Source organism: Pandoraea capi (assembly GCF_902459735.1).
In the GTDB taxonomy this organism is placed as follows: domain Bacteria; phylum Pseudomonadota; class Gammaproteobacteria; order Burkholderiales; family Burkholderiaceae; genus Pandoraea; species Pandoraea capi.
On the sequence record NZ_CABPRV010000003.1, the window covers coordinates 110,848 to 128,067 of the forward strand.

The 17,220-nt window shown below is 59.8% G+C and carries 9 protein-coding genes and 1 pseudogene; 1 reads left to right on the forward strand and 9 read right to left on the reverse strand.

Annotation, left to right across the window (positions count from 1 at the left end):
- The first annotated feature begins 10 nt into the window (after positions 1 to 10).
- Positions 11 to 1,210, forward strand: a complete 1,200-nt coding sequence (metC, locus tag PCA20602_RS07300; protein WP_150720661.1) for a cystathionine beta-lyase — start codon at positions 11 to 13, stop codon at positions 1,208 to 1,210.
- 112 nt (positions 1,211 to 1,322) lie between these two features.
- On the opposite strand, the gene blaPNC is transcribed toward metC, so the two are convergent.
- The 9 genes and pseudogenes from blaPNC to PCA20602_RS25555 form a co-directional block, all read right to left on the reverse strand.
- Positions 1,323 to 2,546 (reverse strand): PNC family class C beta-lactamase, encoded by a 1,224-nt coding sequence (gene blaPNC / locus PCA20602_RS07305; RefSeq protein WP_150720662.1) that lies wholly within the window; start codon positions 2,544 to 2,546, stop codon positions 1,323 to 1,325.
- 279 nt (positions 2,547 to 2,825) lie between these two features.
- Positions 2,826 to 3,251 (reverse strand): hypothetical protein, encoded by a 426-nt coding sequence (locus PCA20602_RS07310; protein ID WP_150720663.1) that lies wholly within the window; start codon positions 3,249 to 3,251, stop codon positions 2,826 to 2,828.
- Positions 3,252 to 3,271: 20 nt separating this feature from the next.
- Positions 3,272 to 3,715 (reverse strand): hypothetical protein, encoded by a 444-nt coding sequence (locus PCA20602_RS07315; protein ID WP_150720664.1) that lies wholly within the window; start codon positions 3,713 to 3,715, stop codon positions 3,272 to 3,274.
- Positions 3,716 to 3,957: 242 nt separating this feature from the next.
- Positions 3,958 to 4,392, reverse strand: coding sequence for a hemagglutinin repeat-containing protein (locus PCA20602_RS07320; RefSeq protein WP_174980881.1), 435 nt, complete (start codon positions 4,390 to 4,392; stop codon positions 3,958 to 3,960).
- A gap of 359 nt (positions 4,393 to 4,751) precedes the next feature.
- The gene (locus PCA20602_RS07325; RefSeq protein WP_150720666.1) at positions 4,752 to 5,045 is read right to left on the reverse strand and encodes a hypothetical protein; all 294 of its coding nucleotides are present in this window, start codon (positions 5,043 to 5,045) and stop codon (positions 4,752 to 4,754) included.
- A 342-nt stretch (positions 5,046 to 5,387) separates the two neighbouring features.
- Positions 5,388 to 13,781, reverse strand: coding sequence for a hemagglutinin repeat-containing protein (locus PCA20602_RS07330; RefSeq protein WP_425495657.1), 8,394 nt, complete (start codon positions 13,779 to 13,781; stop codon positions 5,388 to 5,390).
- A pseudogene (locus PCA20602_RS26375) lies at positions 13,776 to 14,786 on the reverse strand (two-partner secretion domain-containing protein); the annotation flags it as partial. The gene PCA20602_RS07330 and the pseudogene PCA20602_RS26375, both read right to left, overlap by 6 nt.
- Complete coding sequence (locus tag PCA20602_RS07335; protein ID WP_150720668.1) at positions 14,786 to 16,588, reverse strand: ShlB/FhaC/HecB family hemolysin secretion/activation protein; 1,803 nt, start codon at positions 16,586 to 16,588, stop codon at positions 14,786 to 14,788. The pseudogene PCA20602_RS26375 and the gene PCA20602_RS07335, both read right to left, overlap by 1 nt.
- A gap of 281 nt (positions 16,589 to 16,869) precedes the next feature.
- Positions 16,870 to 17,202, reverse strand: a complete 333-nt coding sequence (locus PCA20602_RS25555; RefSeq protein WP_174980884.1) for a DUF3331 domain-containing protein — start codon at positions 17,200 to 17,202, stop codon at positions 16,870 to 16,872.
- Positions 17,203 to 17,220 lie beyond the last annotated feature (18 nt).

Here is a 17,220-nt window from a genome sequence, read left to right on the forward strand (position 1 = left end):
ACGCCAGACCATGTCCCGACAAATCCCCCCGCTACGTCATCCGCGCCTTGCCACCCGTCTCGTCAAGGGCGGCACCGATACTGCCGTCGTCGGCGGGCGCGCCGTCAATCCGCCCGTTGTGCGCGCGTCCACGGTGTTGTTCGACACGATGGACGACATGAACGACGCTCGCCGCCGTCGCGGCACCGAGCGCATGTTCACCTATGGCGCGCGTGGCAACCCCACGGGATTTGCACTGGAAGACGTGGTCGCCGGGCTCGAGGGCGGGTATCGCACGCGTCTGTTCCCGACGGGGCTCGCGGCGATCTCGATGGTGTTCCTGGCTTACGTGCGTCCCGGCGACCACGTGTTGATTGCCGATTGCGTGTATCAGCCGCTGCGTCATTTCGTCGAGACGTTCCTGAAGCCGTGGGGCGTGCACGTCACGTTCTTCCGTGCGGACGGCAGCGACGCAGCGGAGCATATGACAGCGCGCACCAAGTTGATCTACATCGAAGCGCCGGGATCGCTGGTCTATGAGATGTGCGACATTCCTGCGCTGGCCGATCTGGCGCATCGTCACGGTGCGTTGCTCGTGGCTGACAACACCTGGGGATCGGGTGTGCAATGCCGTCCGTTGATGCTGGGGGCCGACATCTCCGTGATGGCCGCGACGAAGTATCTCAGCGGTCACTCCGACGTGATGATGGGCACCGTCACCACGACGCAGGACGTCTGGCAAACGCTTTCGACGATGGCCGATGCGCAAGGCGTTGCGGTGAGTCCTGATGACGCGTATCTGGTGTTGCGCGGCACGCGCACGCTGGGGGCGCGCTTGCAGATGCACGAGCGTCATGCACTGGAAGTCGTGCATTGGCTGAATGGGTTGCCGGATGTGGCACGCGTGTTCTGCCTCGCGTTGCCGACGGACCCGGGGCACGAGCTGTGGCGACGCGATTGTCTCGGCACAAATGGACTGGTGTCGTTCGAGTTCGCGAATGCGACACCCCAGCAAGCGGACCAATTCGTCGACTCACTGACGTTGTTCGGCATCGGGGCGTCGTGGGGCGGCTTCGAGAGTCTGGCGACGGTGTCGAACGTTGTCGGCACGCGCACGTGCGAAGACTGGTCGAACGCCGGTCCGATCGTGCGTCTGCATATCGGGCTGGAAGATCCGCAAGATCTGATCGACGATCTTGCGGCGGCGTTCGAGAAAGTGTTCGGCGGCTGATTGCCGGACGATGGCCTGACGCGGCGAGGACGTTGGATACGGTGGCGTATCCAACGCTGTCGCGACGTTCGTCGGGTGACGACGTCAGACCGGGCCGGATTGCGGTTCGCCGTTATTTGGCCGGTTCGGCCTTCGGGCGAAGGCCGTCGAGCGTAGAGAGAATCCGGTGTGCGGCACGGATGCGCTCGTCCATCGCATAGTTCTTGTTGGCGAGGATCACGATCCCCATCTGCTTCGACGGCACGAACGCCACATAAGTCCCGAAGCCGTTCGTCGAACCGGTCTTGTTCACCCAGGCGACCGGTGACGGCGCCATGGGCGGTGCGAGTTCGCGCACCGATGTCGGCTCGTACGCCATGCGCGACGAATTGCCGTCGAGCAGCGTGTCGACACTGGCCGGGTACGGGTACTGTTCCCAGATGACGTCTTGCGTCATCGGCGCATCGAAGAAATAGCTGGTGCGTGTGGCGTACAGCGCGTGACGCAGACGGCGGTCATGCACGGCTTCACCGAGGTTGGCCTGCACGAAGCGCAGCAGATCGCTCGCGGTCGTTTTCACGCCGTACGCCTCTTGTTCGAAGACGCCCGGATTCACGCGCACGGGCTTCCCATCCTTATATCCCCAGGCGTAATTCGCTTGCTGATCCTCCGGCACGCGCAGGAAGGTGTGCGTGAGATTGAGCGGTCGCAGGACATGCTCGGACATGAGCGATGCAAAGTCGCCATGCATCGCACGAGCGGTGATCCATCCGAGCGCACCGATGCTGACGTTGGAGTAGGTGCGCACGGTGCCCGTCGGCTTGGCGGGTTTCCATGCCTTGAGGTATTGCGTGATGGCTTCGGTATCGGTGACGTTGTCCGGCACTTGCAACGGCATGCCGCCCGTGGTGTGGGTGGCGAGGTTGAGTAGTTTGACGTCGCCGAACGGGGTGCCCGCGAACTCGGGGGCACGACGACTGACCTTGTCAGTTAAGGAGAGTGCGCCAGCGGCTTGCGCGTAGGTGGCGAGCGTCGCGGTAAAGGTTTTGCTCACAGAGCCGATTTCGAAGAGCGTGTCGTGAGTGACCGGCTTGTTGGCGGCTTTGTCGGCAACACCGTAATCGAAGACATAGGACTGTCCGTCGACGACGACACCGACGGCCATGCCCGGAATGTCCTGCCGCGCCATGAGCGGCGTGATGGTTGCATCGACGAGCGATTTGATCTGTTCCTGACGGGGATTCGTCTGAACTTGCGCGCCGGACTCGGCGGCATAACTGCGCGCACTGAAAGCCATCCAGCTAATAGCGGCGGTGGCGGCGAGTGCCGCGAAGAGTGTGAGGTAGGGTTTGGTCATCGACGCTCGTCTCCGTATGAGGGCTCACGGGGACGTACATTCTGCATCGCCGTGAGCTATGGACGAAGCGTAAACCCAAAGGGGAGTGGGTTTAGGGTGATTGCATGTAACTGTTGTAACGGTTGCAACTCAGATGGAATCAATCAAATGAAGCGCGCAATTGACATCGCGTGAAGCTTCCTGATCGGGACACCCAATGAAACGATGTAAATTGCGCGATTTCATCCGCGAAGCTCGTTGAAGCGGGGTTTCATCTCGGCGCTTGAGGAGAGCCGGGTATCAGCCGTGCACGACACCCGAAGTATCCCTCTTTGACTTACCGAAAACCGCATTTCGCTCATAGATCAATGATGCAATACCCGCGACCGAAACCACGGTGCTCAAAATCGGCATGATGGACAGTTGCGCAAGCATCGCTAGCACATTGACGATCACAGCCACCCCAAGGACGATCAACGCTATCCGCCAAACGACTTTCGTACACCGCTCTAGGCTCATGGCCATGACTGAGAATCCGAGCGTTATCAGAAATACGTTCGCGATGGTGCTCGCCAAAATCGATATTCTTTGGAGCAATGGTGCGCCGTTCAAAGAATAGTCGGTTCCGATCAACGCCAGTACAAGAACAAATGCGTTGAATACAGCAAAATAACAAAACGCAACTTGGGCAATCAGAAAATTGTCTTTTAGGGATTTCTTTTCCATCAAACATTCACTCTCATCAATCAGACTTCGGGCTTCACCGCGGCAGTATTCCGGCCCTGCATCGACTTCCGCCCACGAACAACCGAAATTACTCCTCCCACCGAGAGGATGACCAGCAGCATCGAAAGTGGCCCGGGTTTGATGATCATCAACTGCGCGTTATAGATCAGATTTAGCAAGAAGACGCCTAGCGCTATTCTCCATGCCAGCATGGAGCAACTTGAGAGACGCCTTGCCAAAGCGTAATAGAAGACGAACGAAAATATTTTAAAAATCAAGGCAACGATGAGGACGATCGCTTGCCGCTTAAAGGAGAGGACTGAGTCCGGAGAGTTTGGACTGGCGCCTGCCAACAAGATGAGCGCGTCCAAAATACTCAACATCGCTAGTAAGTAGCACGCAACCTCTGCAAACGCGAAACTGTCGTCGCCCGCGAAATTATCAAGATTCTTTTCAAGCCTCACCTCTCTGCGAAATGTCCGTGAGGGAGTTTTTTGCGATTCATGTGCCACAACCTAAAATTTCGCATTAGGGTTGGAAATATCGCTATCAGACAGATAACGGTTGCTCCGATGGTCGGAGCAAAAATATACAGAAGCCATTTATTCACTTTTATATCGAAAGACTAATTATCTTTCCAACATGAAGCACATCAAGATTGTGGATTACGACTCCCGGCGCTGTCGGTAGTAAATAACCAAGTCCTTCAGGATATCTTTGCCTCCCTACTCGAGCGAATAACGACGGCCCTCCTCGACTCCGACCGCGTACCTCCACCCACGCGTGCCACGACACTCCTCGCATCGACACCTACACCGACGATGTTTGTATCCTCACCGCTGACAATCGCGGCGGTGTTGCTCGCATTGATATGCGTGTTGTTCTGGAAGGCCGAGTCCGTATTCGCATCGCCGTTCGCCTTCGACATGGATGTCGAGACGCCGAACCCGCCGGTCCCGTATGACACGCCGAAGCCGAGGCTCTTAGACTGGTTGTCGCTGCGCATCGACTCGGTGTCGGTGCTGTTGTGCAAGTTGACCTGATGGGTCGCCTGAAGGAGGACGTCCCGGGCATCGACGTTCGAACCGGTGATAATGACGTCGCCGTTGAAATCGCCTTCTCGCGCGGTACTAGTTCCCATCGGAGTGAAGCCAAGGTCCCAGTGTCTTTGGATCATCGCTCAGCATCCCTGCATTTCTTAGCGGCTTTGGTAAGTACTTCACAAAAACACAGAAAAAAACGACGGCAAATGGAAGAAAAATCAGCGTCATGGCCACTCGTTCTTCGAGGCCGAAAGCAACGCGACAAATTCCTGCGATCAGGAAAGACCAGAATCCGGCACCAAACGCCGATGCAAGACACACGACGAACCATATCTGAATAGTTGAGTAAGCCCTTCTCCAGTTCATCTACTTTCTCCTACACGACGAGCATCTTCGATAACAGTAGGCTCCTTCGATCCAACACTCCGTCATGCGACGGTACTGAAAACGTTGCGCCTTAATCGTAGATACCCTCCGGATTACTCGCACCATCCACCACCATCCCAGTCGTCACACTTTCGCCTCGTTGGCTATTGTTGGCTGCACGTAGAGCATCGCTTATCTGCTGCTCTGTATATTTCCCTCCACTGATTGACGCGATCTTTTTGCAAATGCTTGCATCATCCGGATGCAACTGCCGATTAAGCCGATCCGTGTTAAATCCTGTGAGCGCACTCGATCTACCGCCGACTACCGCACCAACTGCAGTACCGAAGCCCGTTGCGACGATCTGACCGAGGGCTTCGCCCAAGTCGGCGTTTCCTGTGGAGCGCTTATTCCGGATGTCTTCGTTCACTCAGTCGAGTGCGCGCCCGTGCTCCAGCATCAAGCCCAAACCTAGCGGTGTTCCGGTAATACTTTGTTGGCTACCTTGTTTTTCCGATTATCAAAAAAATCATAATTACGAAAAAGGAAAGGGATCCTTTAATTAAGGCACTTTTTACATTAATCATCGTTATCAAGATTCCGATGTTTATCTCTCTAAGGCAGTCGTCGTAAAATGCACAAGAAATTAATATGCCAAATATCCATACTAGGAAAAAGCATAGAACGCAAATTGTCCATGTGAAAACGGAAAAAATAATCCATCGCTTCACTTATTTTTTCCGTTAGATGTGTTGAGGTGCGGAATTTTCTTTGTGACGGTGTCAGCTATTTCCTGTCCAGAACTTCCAGAAACGCTTCCAAGTGCTGCGGGTAGTGAATTCTCTCTGAATAGGTTCCATCCGGAATTGCTCCATTTTCCAGTCGCAGTCCAGCCTGAAGAATTTATATCAGGTTTCAAAATACTCGACATCCCTTTTTGTGCGAATTTTCCTAATCCGAACCCAGCGACTGATAGCGCGCCATTTCGTAGCGCAGATGCGGCTATATTGTCGTTCGTACCCTGCACATAGTTCTTAACTCCGGCACTGACTCCCCCAAGAACGGCGTTAGTCCCTATGTTCCAGAGCAAGCCATGACCAGTTCCTAGCGCCGCCGCACCGAATGCCGCAGCTACGTCAAATGGATTAATTTCTCCGTTTTGAAGGTATTGCGCAGTAGCGTTGACCGTCGCTGAAATGGTTCCAGTCGCCACGGGGCCCGTCAGAGCGCCTGAACCCATTACACCTCCGGAACTGAAGATTGGGGTACCCGGTATGGCTGCTGCCGCACCGCCCGTAGCGATCGTTGCGGCCGTCCCAGCTGCGATCAGCGTTGCGTTTGCTAGGTTGTTTCGAATCGCCGTCTCTCTATCTACAGCGCTTGATATTGCGGAGGCACTTGGTGTGTTCATTCCATTTCCGTTTACGTAGAACTCGGCGTACATCTGGGGATTCGCTTTTTGGCCGGGCGTCGCGACAAACATGTAGCTCATGCCGCTGTCTCCAGAGGCGGGCAACATCCCACGAGCCTGACTCAGAAACGTGCTCGCGGATTGGTCCCATGCTCCCTCGGAGCCGCTCTGTACTTGTCGGTTCGCTTGGTCGGTCAACCGAGATAGGGCTTGCTCATCAGTGATGCCGAGCTGTTTTGCATACCGCGAGGCATTGTTCTTGATCCACTGGTTCTCATCCGGATGCAACTGCCGATTAAACCGATCCGTATTGAACCCGGTGAACGCGCCCGAACTACCACCGGCTACCGCACCGACGGCAGTACCTAAGCCCGTTGCGACGATCTGTCCGAGGGCTTCGTCCATGTCGGCGTTTCCGGTGGGGCGCTTCTTGCGGATGTCGTCACTGACGTCGTCGAGGACCCGGCCAAGCTTGGATGTCAGGCCGGCACCCAATGCGCCTCCTAAGGCGTTTCCACCCCCGAGTCCCGCAACGAGCGCGCCGCCTGCCGCATGCATCGTCGCGCGATAGTCGCCGCCTTCAGACCATTGTTTCGCTTCTTCCAAGTACTGCGCTTTCAGTGCGGGATCATCGGTTTTCTCGGCCAGCTTCTTCGCCTCGTCCGCCTTCTTGTTCGCGTACGTGCCGATGTCGCGTGCGACGGCTTCACCCGCCGCCGTCGCCGCTTGCATCAAGCGTGATTGATCGCTAAGAAGATTCTGCAAATCTGGCGTCCGTGTGACCGTTCCGTTCAGGTCTTCAGTATCTCTGTTGAGATTTACCAAATCCTGCGTCTGGTTCGCTGTGTCGGTGATGACAATCGTCCCTTCGCTCACGCCGGTGCGTGTCGTCGCGCGCTCGCTGCCGCTCTCCATTTGCGGCAACATCGGAGAAATCCCACCCTTGTTCTTGCCCGACGTCTTGCCAGTGGTACGTTCGTTAGCGCCCCCGTTGCCGACGGTGAACCCGCCGCCGAAGCCGAAACTGTTGGCGCTGTAGTCGGAGTGGTTTTCGATGTCGCTGAACGTCAGCGTGCCCGTCGTCAGGTGGTTCTGCGAGGCGTCCGCCGTACTCGCGATGTATGCGCCCTTCAGATCCGTATTCCCGGCGACGGCGACGTCGAAGCCGCCCTCGCCCGCCTGCAATCCCGATTGCTCCACCACGCCTGCGTAATTTCCACTCGCATTGCCGCGTGCATAGCTGGCGCTTCCAGAAGCCCCAGCCATGCTGAGGTTCACGCCGCCGCCCATGGTTTGCTGATGCGCGGATCCTTCGGTCGTGTCCTGCACGCTCGCCACATTGAGGTCTCCACCCACGCGCGCCACGACAGTCTTCGCATCGACAACCGCACCGACGATGTTCGTATCCCCACCGCTAACAATCACTGCGGCGTTGCTCGCGTTGATGTGCGTGTTGTTCTGGAATGTCGAGTCCGTATTGGCGTCGCCGTTCGCCTTCGACATGGATGCCGAAACGCCGAACCCGCTGGTCCCGTATGACACGCCGAAGCCGAGATTCTTCGATTGGTTATCGCTACGCGTCGACTCGGTGTCGGTGCTGTTGCGCAAGTTGACTTGATGGGTCGCCTGAAGGAGAACGTCACGGGCGTCGACATCCGAACCGGTGACGTTGACGTCGCCCTTGCCCGAGGCGGCATCGCCCGTGGCGATTAGCGCGACGGCGCCACCCGCTCTGATGTGGCTGGCATCGTTTTGCGTCATATCCATCGACGACGTCGATTTGCTGCTCGATGACCCCCAGCTCAACTCGATCTTGCCTTCAGGAACTTTGCCTTTCTTCAGCGCATCGACTGCCGCCTTGCCTTCGCCATACGCGCTGTATGCGCCACTCCCCGCTGCGTAACCGCGCAGCGCCGACACCCGTGCGTCGCCACCGTTGTCTACCGCTGCGCGGGTCTGATTCGCGACGTTCTGCACGGCGTCGATGACCGGCGACTTGATCGCCAGCGTGAAGCCGGAGCGCTTCATCTCGTGCGTCTCGTCCTGCTGCTGACGATTGACGGACGATTCCACGGTTACGTTCTGGCCAATCCCCGTGACGTCACCGTTCGCGACGATATCGCTGCCGCGAATCAGCAACTCGTTGCCGGCAATCATGCTGACGTTGCCATCGAGCGCACCCACGAGACTCCTGGTTTGCGTCACGCGGCTCTCGTTCGTCCGGTCGCGCTGTTCGCTCGCGCCGTAAGAGATGCCCACCCCGCCGGAGGTACCGAATCCCGACCGCTTCTCCTCATAGAAGGAATGGCGCTCGCTCTGGTTCTCCGTCGATTGAATCGTGAGATCGCGCCCCGCCTGAAGCGCGACGCCCTCCCCCCCGACAATCGTGCTGCCACGTACGCTCAGATCGTTACCCGCAACGATGGCGACGGCATCGGCGGAGATCATGCTGCCGTTGGCCTGTACTGTCTTCGAATCCATCGTGCTCGTCGTGCGCTTGCTACTGACGAGGCCACTGCGACTGCCTTCATGACGGCTGCTGTATTCATGCGTCTCGGTGACCTCGCCGACGATCACGTCCCGCGTGGCCGCGAGCGTTGCCGTCCCACTTTCAAGTGTGATGCCGCTACCTCGCAAGTGGATGTCGTTGCCGGATGCAATCGTAAGACTGTCCCCCGCCCGCACGGTGGTGCCCATGACGGTGTCATCGGACCGATACGACGACTCCGAGTAATCGCTGTCCGCGCTGCTGCTTCGCACCGTGGACGTCGTCACCGCCGCCTGCAACGTGACGTCGCCGCGGGCCGCAATCGCGCCCCCTCCCTTGAGGTTGATGTCCGCCCCGGTCGCGCTCAGATTGCCGCCCACGCCGATATTGGAAACACCCCCGACAGTCACTGCGCTGCCCGTCGCGGCGTTGACGTTGGTATCGGATACGCCGTTCGCCCGGGAGACGACCTTCTGCTCGCCCGTCTGCACGGTGTTCAGTTCCCAGTTGCCCCCGATCGCCATGCCGAGATTTCCGCCGACGTTCAACGCTCCGGCGTTTTGCTCGAAGTTGCCACCCGTGGCGATCACCGCGTCGCCTGTGACGTTAAGCGTCGCGACGGGACCGAGCGTGGTCGAGGTGCGCGTCGCGCCCGTGTCGCTGACCTGATCGACACGGTTGACCGTGGTATCGAGCTTCAGATCGCCGCCCGCTTTCAGAGCGAGGCTACCGGCGTTGACCGTCGCTGAACTCAGATCGACGTCACCGACGGTGGACAACGTCATGAGTCCGCCGCTCTGTAATGCGCCGAAGGCGTTGTCGATGGCCTTGCCGTCGACGGTGAGTGTTCGCTCGGCACTAAGCGTCCCGCTATTGATGAATCGCTGCGCGTCTTTCAGATCGACGTCGCGCGCCGCTATCAGTGGGCCGTTCTGGGTTTGCCGCCCCGTCTGCGCGAGATAGACGACCGGCACCAGCACCGTCTGTCCGTCGACCACCTGCGTTTGCATCACGATCACATCGCTCGTCAGCGCCGCGACCTGTTCGGCCGACAGGCTCATGCCAAGCGACAAGTTCAGCGACTTGGAGAGCGCAGCACCGGAGGTCATCATCGCCTCGAACATGCGCTCCGTATCGCCGAAGGGACCGAGCACGGGGCGTCCGGTGAGCGCTGTGATCTGGTTTCGTACCAACTGCTGCTCGTACATGCCGTCGCCCAGACGTTTGATGACCGTTTGCGGATCGACGCCGATCTGCTTGAGGTAGTAGTCGCTGGAGATAAACGTCTTCGCGTTGGTGAAGGCGGGATTCGATTCGATGACGTAGGTGGCGCCCGGTGCGGTCGTCGGTCGGAACAGGCCGCCTTGCGGGATCGTCAGGTTCGCGATCACGTCGAGCGCGACGGCGCTGGCGATGACCGGATCGATGAGTATGCCGTCGTGCTGGAACGAAGCGACGCCGGTGTTTGCGCCGCTCGCATGCCCGTCGAAAGTCCCGACGTTGACACCCGTCGCATCCTGTCCCGGCAGTAACCCAAGCAAAGGCGTTCCCGCGTTGCCTGCGGTGTTCTCAACGCTGACACCCGAGCCCGACAGCGTGCCATTGGCGACGAAGCTCGATTCATAGGCGGGAAGCGCATAAGTACGAACGTCCGCAGGCGCGACCTGCGAATACCCCCCTGGGCGGCGAGTCGTGAAGGTCGCGTCGCCGAAGGGAAGCTGCCAGTCATGCTTGCTGTTGTCGTAATTGTTGTAGTGGTAGTGTCCTGAATATCTGACGCTGACCGCGGGGGCGGTCTGATCCCGCCAACTGTTCTGATCCAGCGTCGCGGGCATCGCAATGTCACCCGTCGCGGAAACCGCGCTCCAGTAGTTCTGGAACAGGCCTACCGCCGACGCGTTCAGGTTCGCGCCCGACATGATCTGCGCCTGCGGGCTGATCGACGTCACGGTGTTGGCCGTCGCCACGCCCCAATACGATGTGAAGATGTAATCGCTGTTCCATTCCCCGCCATGGGGTTGCTCGATGTAGACGCCGCCAATCGCGTTCGGATTCCGGGTATTCACCTCTCCCGTGCGTCCGCTCAGGCTGATGCCGAGACGCGTAATCAGCTCGGGATCGACCGAGGTGCTGAATCCCGAGGTTTGCATCGAGCGTCGGGTGTTAGTCACCTGATCCGCGTGAAGCGCCATGTCCTTACCGGACTGAATGAGGGCCGAGTGGTTTTGAATCCGGCTCGCATTCAGGTAGCGACCGCTTGCATCCTTGAGACCGGCGATCACAACGCGGCCCAGACCGTAGATGGCCGTCGTCGCCTGTGAATCGGTACCGGTCGTGTCGTCGACGTTGTCGATGACCGGTGCGAGCAACGCTAGCGTTCCGTCGGCATTCGTCGCGCCAATCAGGGCGCTCGCCCCGATGTTCGACAACCGCGATGTGGCGGTGAACGAGACATCGCCACCCACGAGCGAGCCGACATTTCGCAACGTGCGCGAACGCGTTGCCAAGGTTCCGCCTGCCGTGATCGAGCCGTAGTTTGTGATGTCGCCAGCGCTCACCGTCAAATGACGGATCGCCGAGAATGCGCTGCCGTTGGTGAACGTGCCCGGCAGCGTGATCGACAGATGGCGGCCCGCGGCGAATTGAAACGTCGGCTGGAGGGTGAAATCTCCGCCGACGTTGATGACGACATCCTGAGTCGCACGATATCCGCCGCCACCAACGAGCGAGGCGGCACGGACGTCGAGATCGCGAGTGGCACCGATCTTACCGCCGGCGTTGGTGAGGACGCCCGTTGTCGCAAGCGCGATATCCCCGGGCAAGCCAGCGATATTGCCGATGTTGCCGCCGGTGTTGTCGAGTGTGTCGGCGTTGGCGCTGATGCTCGCACCGCTTAACTGCGCGCCGTCGGTATTGTCGATGGTGGCGGCCGTCACAGCCACATGACCGCTTCCGGTGATGACGCCGCCACGATTGACGATTCCGCCCAGGCTTAGCATCGCGGTGTCGCCCTTCCCAAGATTGCCGACGAGGCCTTCAGCGTTGTCAATCGCCGCTGCGCGAACGGAGAGTGAGTGACTGCCGCCCCCGGTGCCGGACTGAATCCGCCCCCCTGCGTTGCGCAGGTCACCGTCGGTGCCGAGCGAGATGGACCCCAGCGAGCGAATCACACCATGTGAATTGACGAGGTTGCCAAGAATGTTGGCCTGAAAATCGCTGCGTGCGGACAGCGCGCCTTGCGTGTTATCGAGCTGAGCCGCGAGCACCGATAACGCACCGCCTGCCACAATCTCGCCGCCGACATTCGTTAGCGTTCCCGTCCCCCCTCCCGGCGCGATGGTCAGCTTTCCCGTACCGGCGGACAGAATCTTCCCGCCGTTATTGTTGAGCGACGATGGCGTCAACGTGAGGTCGGACCCATTGCTTTGCAGCACGCCGCCCGCCGCGTTGTCCAGCAAGCCGTCGACGTCGATCCGCATCGGACTTGCGCCGTAATGCGTGATCGTCCCGCCTCGGTTCAGAAGATCGGTTGCCTTCAACGAGAGTTGGTTCGCTTTGAGCGTGCCGCAGTCGTTGTCAAGTGTGGTGCGGCTTGTCACATCGAGTTCGGACGAGACGATGGCGCCGCCGCGATTGGTCAGCGCGTCGACGTGTATCGTCGATTTCGCGCCGCCGGTGATGACGCCGTCCGTGTTCGTCAGCGTCTTGCTGACGAGTGTGACATCGCCGTTCGTGAGCCACTTGCCGCCCGCGTTGGTCAATGCGCCCCGGAGCGTTGCGCTGAGTCCGCCTTTGCTACTGATCGAACCCGCGGAGTTGTCGAGATGGTCCGCGCGGATGATCGCGTCGCCATTGCTGCGCACGGTGCCGCCAACGTTGAGAACTTCGCCACGTCCGCCATGGGCATCAAGCGTGAGCGTGCCGTTGCCTGCATGCGTGATGGTGCCGCCGTTGTTGTTGATTCGGACGGGCGATAACGCAAGGTCAGCACTATTCGTTTGCAGCGTGCCACCAGAAGCATTGTCGAACTCGCCGGAGATCTGGAGCGACATTGGCCCCGCGCCCGTCTGGGTGATCGTGCCGCCGCGATTGGCGACGTCCACCACACGCAGCGACAGTCGTTCGGCTTGTAGTGCGCCGTCGCTGTTGTCGAGGGTCCGTGCATCCAGCGTTACTGATTTGCCAGCAACGATGCTGCCGTCCCGATTGGTTAAATCCTCTGTGACGAGAACCGACGTGCGATTCGACGCGCGCAGCGTTCCTTCGCTATTGTCGAGCGCCCGGGCGGCGATTTCGAGATCCGATGGGCTGCTGAAGACGCCGCGATTTTCAATGTGTCCGCCGCGAATCCTGACGGCACCATTGCCACCGATGGCACCGCCCTCCGTATTCGTCAGCGTCTCCGAAGCCTCGACCGTCAGCGCATCGGTGGCGAGCGCGACAATGCGCCCTGCCGTGTTGTCGAGGGACTTCGTCGTCATCGACAGACCCCCACCGCTTTGTACTTGCCCGTGATCATTGGCGACGGATCCGCTTCGGACGTCCATCGCGCCGTCCGAGACGAATATCCCGCGCCGATTCGTCAGCCCTTCCGCAATTCGGGCGACCAGCGCTGCCTGTGATGAGACTTTGCCGTCTACGTTGGACAGGTTAGCGGCGTCGAGCGTCACGTTTCGGCGTGCCGCTAATGCGCCATGATCGTTGATTAGCGCGCCCTTCGCGTTAGCAACAAGCTGTCCTTGCGCGTTCGCCCAGGCGTGTGACAGATTCAGATCACCTCGCGTGGCGAGTAGCGTCAGATCGCCTTGGGACGATGTCTTGCCGTCCCCGAGGTCCAGCGTGCCGCCTTCCAATCGGAGGTTGCCGCCGGAAGTACTCACACCGCTTGCATGCAGGCGCGCGGAAGCGGTGACCGTCAGATCGCCACCGGTATCGACGGTCCCGTCACGGTTGACGCCCGCGCCGAGCGTGCCGGTCGATGTGACGTCTGCCGCCGTGGACGTCAGATGCCGTTGCGCGGCGAGTGTGCCGCTGTTGGCAAGTGCGTCGTCAGCGCGGAGGAATGCGTCCCGTTGCGCGTAGACGGTCCCGCGGTTGGCGACACCCTGCGCATCGATCGCGATATCGCCCGAGGCATTGAGCTTGCCCGTCTGCACGAGTTGCCCGGCGCTGGTCAACGTAAGATCGCCCAGTTGCGCAGCGATCGTGCCGCCGTTCGTCACGCCGACGCCCTTTTCGGTGCCGACCAGCGTGATGCGGTTCGCGTACATGCCGCCGAGCGCACTCACGTCGATAGCGACCGTCGGCGCGGGCCCGTCCCCCGTCGTGACCGTCGTTCCGAGTGTGTCGTGATCGATTCGATTCGCGCCGGTAATGACATTTAGCGTCTTGCCGTGAATGGCGGCATTGGCCTGCACGGCGCGCGCAAGAAGATCGACCTGATCGACGTTAGTGGCGTTGAGTCCGAAGCCCTGAATGGCGATGCTGCCGCGCGTCACGTCGAAACCCTGAATGCCGCCATTCGCGTCGAAGACGGGAGTTCCGGTCGTGAGAATGCCGCGCGTGGTGTTGATGAACCCCCCGCCGTCGACCACGATGCCCGCACCGTTCGCCACGATGACTTCAGCCCGGCTCCCCGCGACTTCGAGGTGGCCTCGCAACTGGCTCGGCGCATTGCTATCCACCTGATTCAGGATGATGCGAGCCGATTGGTCTGGCGCAAGATGCGGGTTCCCGTTGATCATGCCCGCCTGCTGCGTCTGCGTCATCGTCGATGCATTGTTCAGAATCACGCCGGCGTGCGGGACGTCGAACTGGGAATACGTGTTTTGCGAAACACCGGCGGCGCTTGGCGTATTGATATCGACTTGCTGAAGGCCATTGGCTGTCTGCACCACGGACGGTGGCAGATTGCCCGCGGCGGTGACTTGCGCATGGGCTGACGTTGCGCCGAGGGCCATGACTGCCGCAAACGCTATCGGTCTCAGGGTGAGACGTGCGGTGCGCGGTGCGACGAAACCCGCACGCACGCGACGCGTCCCCGCTTTACTGGCGGTGCCGACCGTCTCCGCAACGGCCATCAGCATGCCTCGTGCCGGGTTGTGCACTAATCGAAAGAGGTTCTTGTTCATTGACGTGATGACCAGAGGGTGGATGCCTTGGCGCGAGGCAGGAAAGGCGGGATCGGAAACGCGACGGGCGTACGCGCAGCGCGCGTGCTTCTGCATCAAAGGTGGGCGGTCAACTGAAATCCGACGGTCCACTTCGCTGTGGGAAATCCAGAGGGTTTGTGAAGCGGAGTGCCCGCGAACAGGCCATAGCCGTAGCTCCCGAATCGCGTTACGACACTTCCCTTGACGCCCATGACAGCCCCGGCGAGCCGCGTACCGTCGAGCGTCACGGGTTGTGGTCCCCACACCTGTCCGACATCGACGCCCGCATAAAGGGACTGGGCCGTCTGCCCGATAGGAATCTGAAGTTCGTTGCGCCAATAGAAGCCGCGTGCGGCGGCGAGCATGGTTTCGCCGTCGAAGCCACGTACGGTGTAGCGACTGCCGATCGAGAGGCTGTCGATGTAGTAGAGCTGGTTCGCGGTGTATTGACCGTGAAACGTGGTGACAAACCGGAACCGCTGCTGCGCGAGCGCGAAGGGCACGCTGACGTTGGCGTCGACCACGGCCATGCGAAAGCGATACGTCGGCCCGCCGCGACTGCCGAGACGATCCGCCTGAGCGCCGAATGCGCCGAGACCCTGCCGATAGGCGATGAGCCCATCGAGCTGCGCGTTGCCCAGGTAGTGCCGTTGCGTCAGACCTAGCTCAAGGAGGGTGTTGTTGCGTCGCTGGTGCGTGATTTCGACGTCTTCGATGAAGCTTTGACCGAAACGCCGCGACAGACGGATTTGCGCGCCGGTGACGTGGCGCTGACTACGGGACAGCACACGATGGAGTTTGACGTCGAGGGTTTGCGCGTTCCCGCTCGCGACGAATGTCTGATTCACACCTGCGATCTGTTGGTAGTAGGTGCTGGCGTACGCGGCAAGCGTCGCCGTTGTGTAGCCCCACGGTATCGAATAACTGCCATTCCAACCCCGGGAACCGAAGGTTTGGTCCTTCAGAAGCAGGTCGTGAGTGACGCCTGCGTTGAACATGTCGTTCAGGCCGAGCGGGTTGAAGATGCCGGCGGACAGGCTGCCCTGAAATTTTCCGGTGGCACGTGTGCCTGCATTGTCGATCGACGCGATTAACGTCCATGCTCGGGTGCGGGTGACGTCAAGCACGACGTCGCTTTGTCCGGGCAAGTCGGATTCCGAGGGGACGATTTGCATCGAGACGTCCTGATTCGGCACGCGTTTCATTTGCTCCAGACCTTGCTCCAGGTCTCGCAGGTCGAAGATGTCGCCGCTTCGCGCGGGAAATGCGTTTTTCCAGGTGCCGCGCAGTGTGGGATCGTCGAAGCGGATCTGACCGATGACGCCGGGAATCAGTGTGATGCGCAACATGCCGCTTGAGAGGTCCTGTTCTGGCAGACGAACACGTGTGGTGATGTAGCCGCGACGCAATATCTCGCGTTGCAACCCTTTGACGATCGTCTCCAGTCCTTGCTGTCCTACGCACTTGCCTGCGTAGTGACTCGTCCACTTCCGGGCGAACGCGAATCTGTCCGACGCGGACGAGAAGGCGCGATCCCCCTGTCCCGGCTCGGAAAACCCTTGCGGTGTGTCGAGCGCAAACGTGTCGATGCGCAAGCACGAGGTTTCGTGCGGCAGCGTGGGCCATCCTGACGCGTCTTCGCGCATCGACCGTACGTGTGGTGCGTTGACGTTCGCTTCACGCTCGCGCGCATCTTGCTGTTGCTGACGTTGCTGATCCTGCTCCGCGCGCAGGCGGGCGGCGGCGGCGTTGTCGGCTTGTGAGGGGGGCGCTAATGCGGGTCGGACGGGTTGGGTGTGTTGAACTTGCTGGGCTTGTGTCCCCGAGACGTACAGCGAGCACGCCAGTAAAAGCGTTCTTGTTTTCGTTGTTGGCATTGCAAAAGTTGAATGAGCGACGACGCGCCAGGCGCAGAAACAGTCGAAAAATCTACGGTGTTTGTGCTAATTCAACTTCTTGATATGGCTCAACGCTTCGGAGTCCAGACGCATTGGACGCCGCGAAACATAGAGACAAAAAAACCGCCCTCAAGGGGCGGCAACACGCTGAAACAAAACCGGGGGGAGGGGGGGAGCAGCTTTTCAGCGCGTGGGTATGTCGTTGATGGATGTCGAGGTGTTCGAGACGCGATTTCGCGCGTCGTGATGTTGTTTGGCGATCAGGCCGGTTCGAGTTCGCGATTGTCCGATTCGCGCATCACGCGAATGGCTTCGGCCGAAATCATGGCGTCGGCATTGAGCGGCGGTACATCGCCAAACAGCGGACGGTAGACGAAATCACCCGCGTCGATGGTCTCGTTCGTCAACGCGCAAACACCCGGATGCGGCGCCTTGCGAATGCGCCAGATCTGCGCGCCGTAGTTGCCGCCGGTCGCGTCGTTCCACGACACCGTGATCGTCAGCTCACTCGATATTTCCAGCACGCGCACGATGGGCGCACGTCGGGTGTACGGAATCACCGGCCGGCACACGACGGGTTCGGCGTCGAGCATGGCAACGGTGTGCTGCCA

Excerpts from the sequence above, each read along its gene's own strand:
- metC (WP_150720661.1), top strand. The coding sequence starts at position 11 with ATGTCCCGACAAATCCCCCCGCTACGTCATCCGCGCCTTGCCACCCGT.
- blaPNC (WP_150720662.1), bottom strand. The coding sequence starts at position 2,546 with ATGACCAAACCCTACCTCACACTCTTCGCGGCACTCGCCGCCACCGCC.
- PCA20602_RS07310 (WP_150720663.1), bottom strand. The coding sequence starts at position 3,251 with ATGGAAAAGAAATCCCTAAAAGACAATTTTCTGATTGCCCAAGTTGCG.
- PCA20602_RS07320 (WP_174980881.1), bottom strand. The coding sequence starts at position 4,392 with ATGGGAACTAGTACCGCGCGAGAAGGCGATTTCAACGGCGACGTCATT.
- PCA20602_RS07335 (WP_150720668.1), bottom strand. The coding sequence starts at position 16,588 with ATGCCAACAACGAAAACAAGAACGCTTTTACTGGCGTGCTCGCTGTAC.
- PCA20602_RS25555 (WP_174980884.1), bottom strand. The coding sequence starts at position 17,202 with ATGCTCGACGCCGAACCCGTCGTGTGCCGGCCGGTGATTCCGTACACC.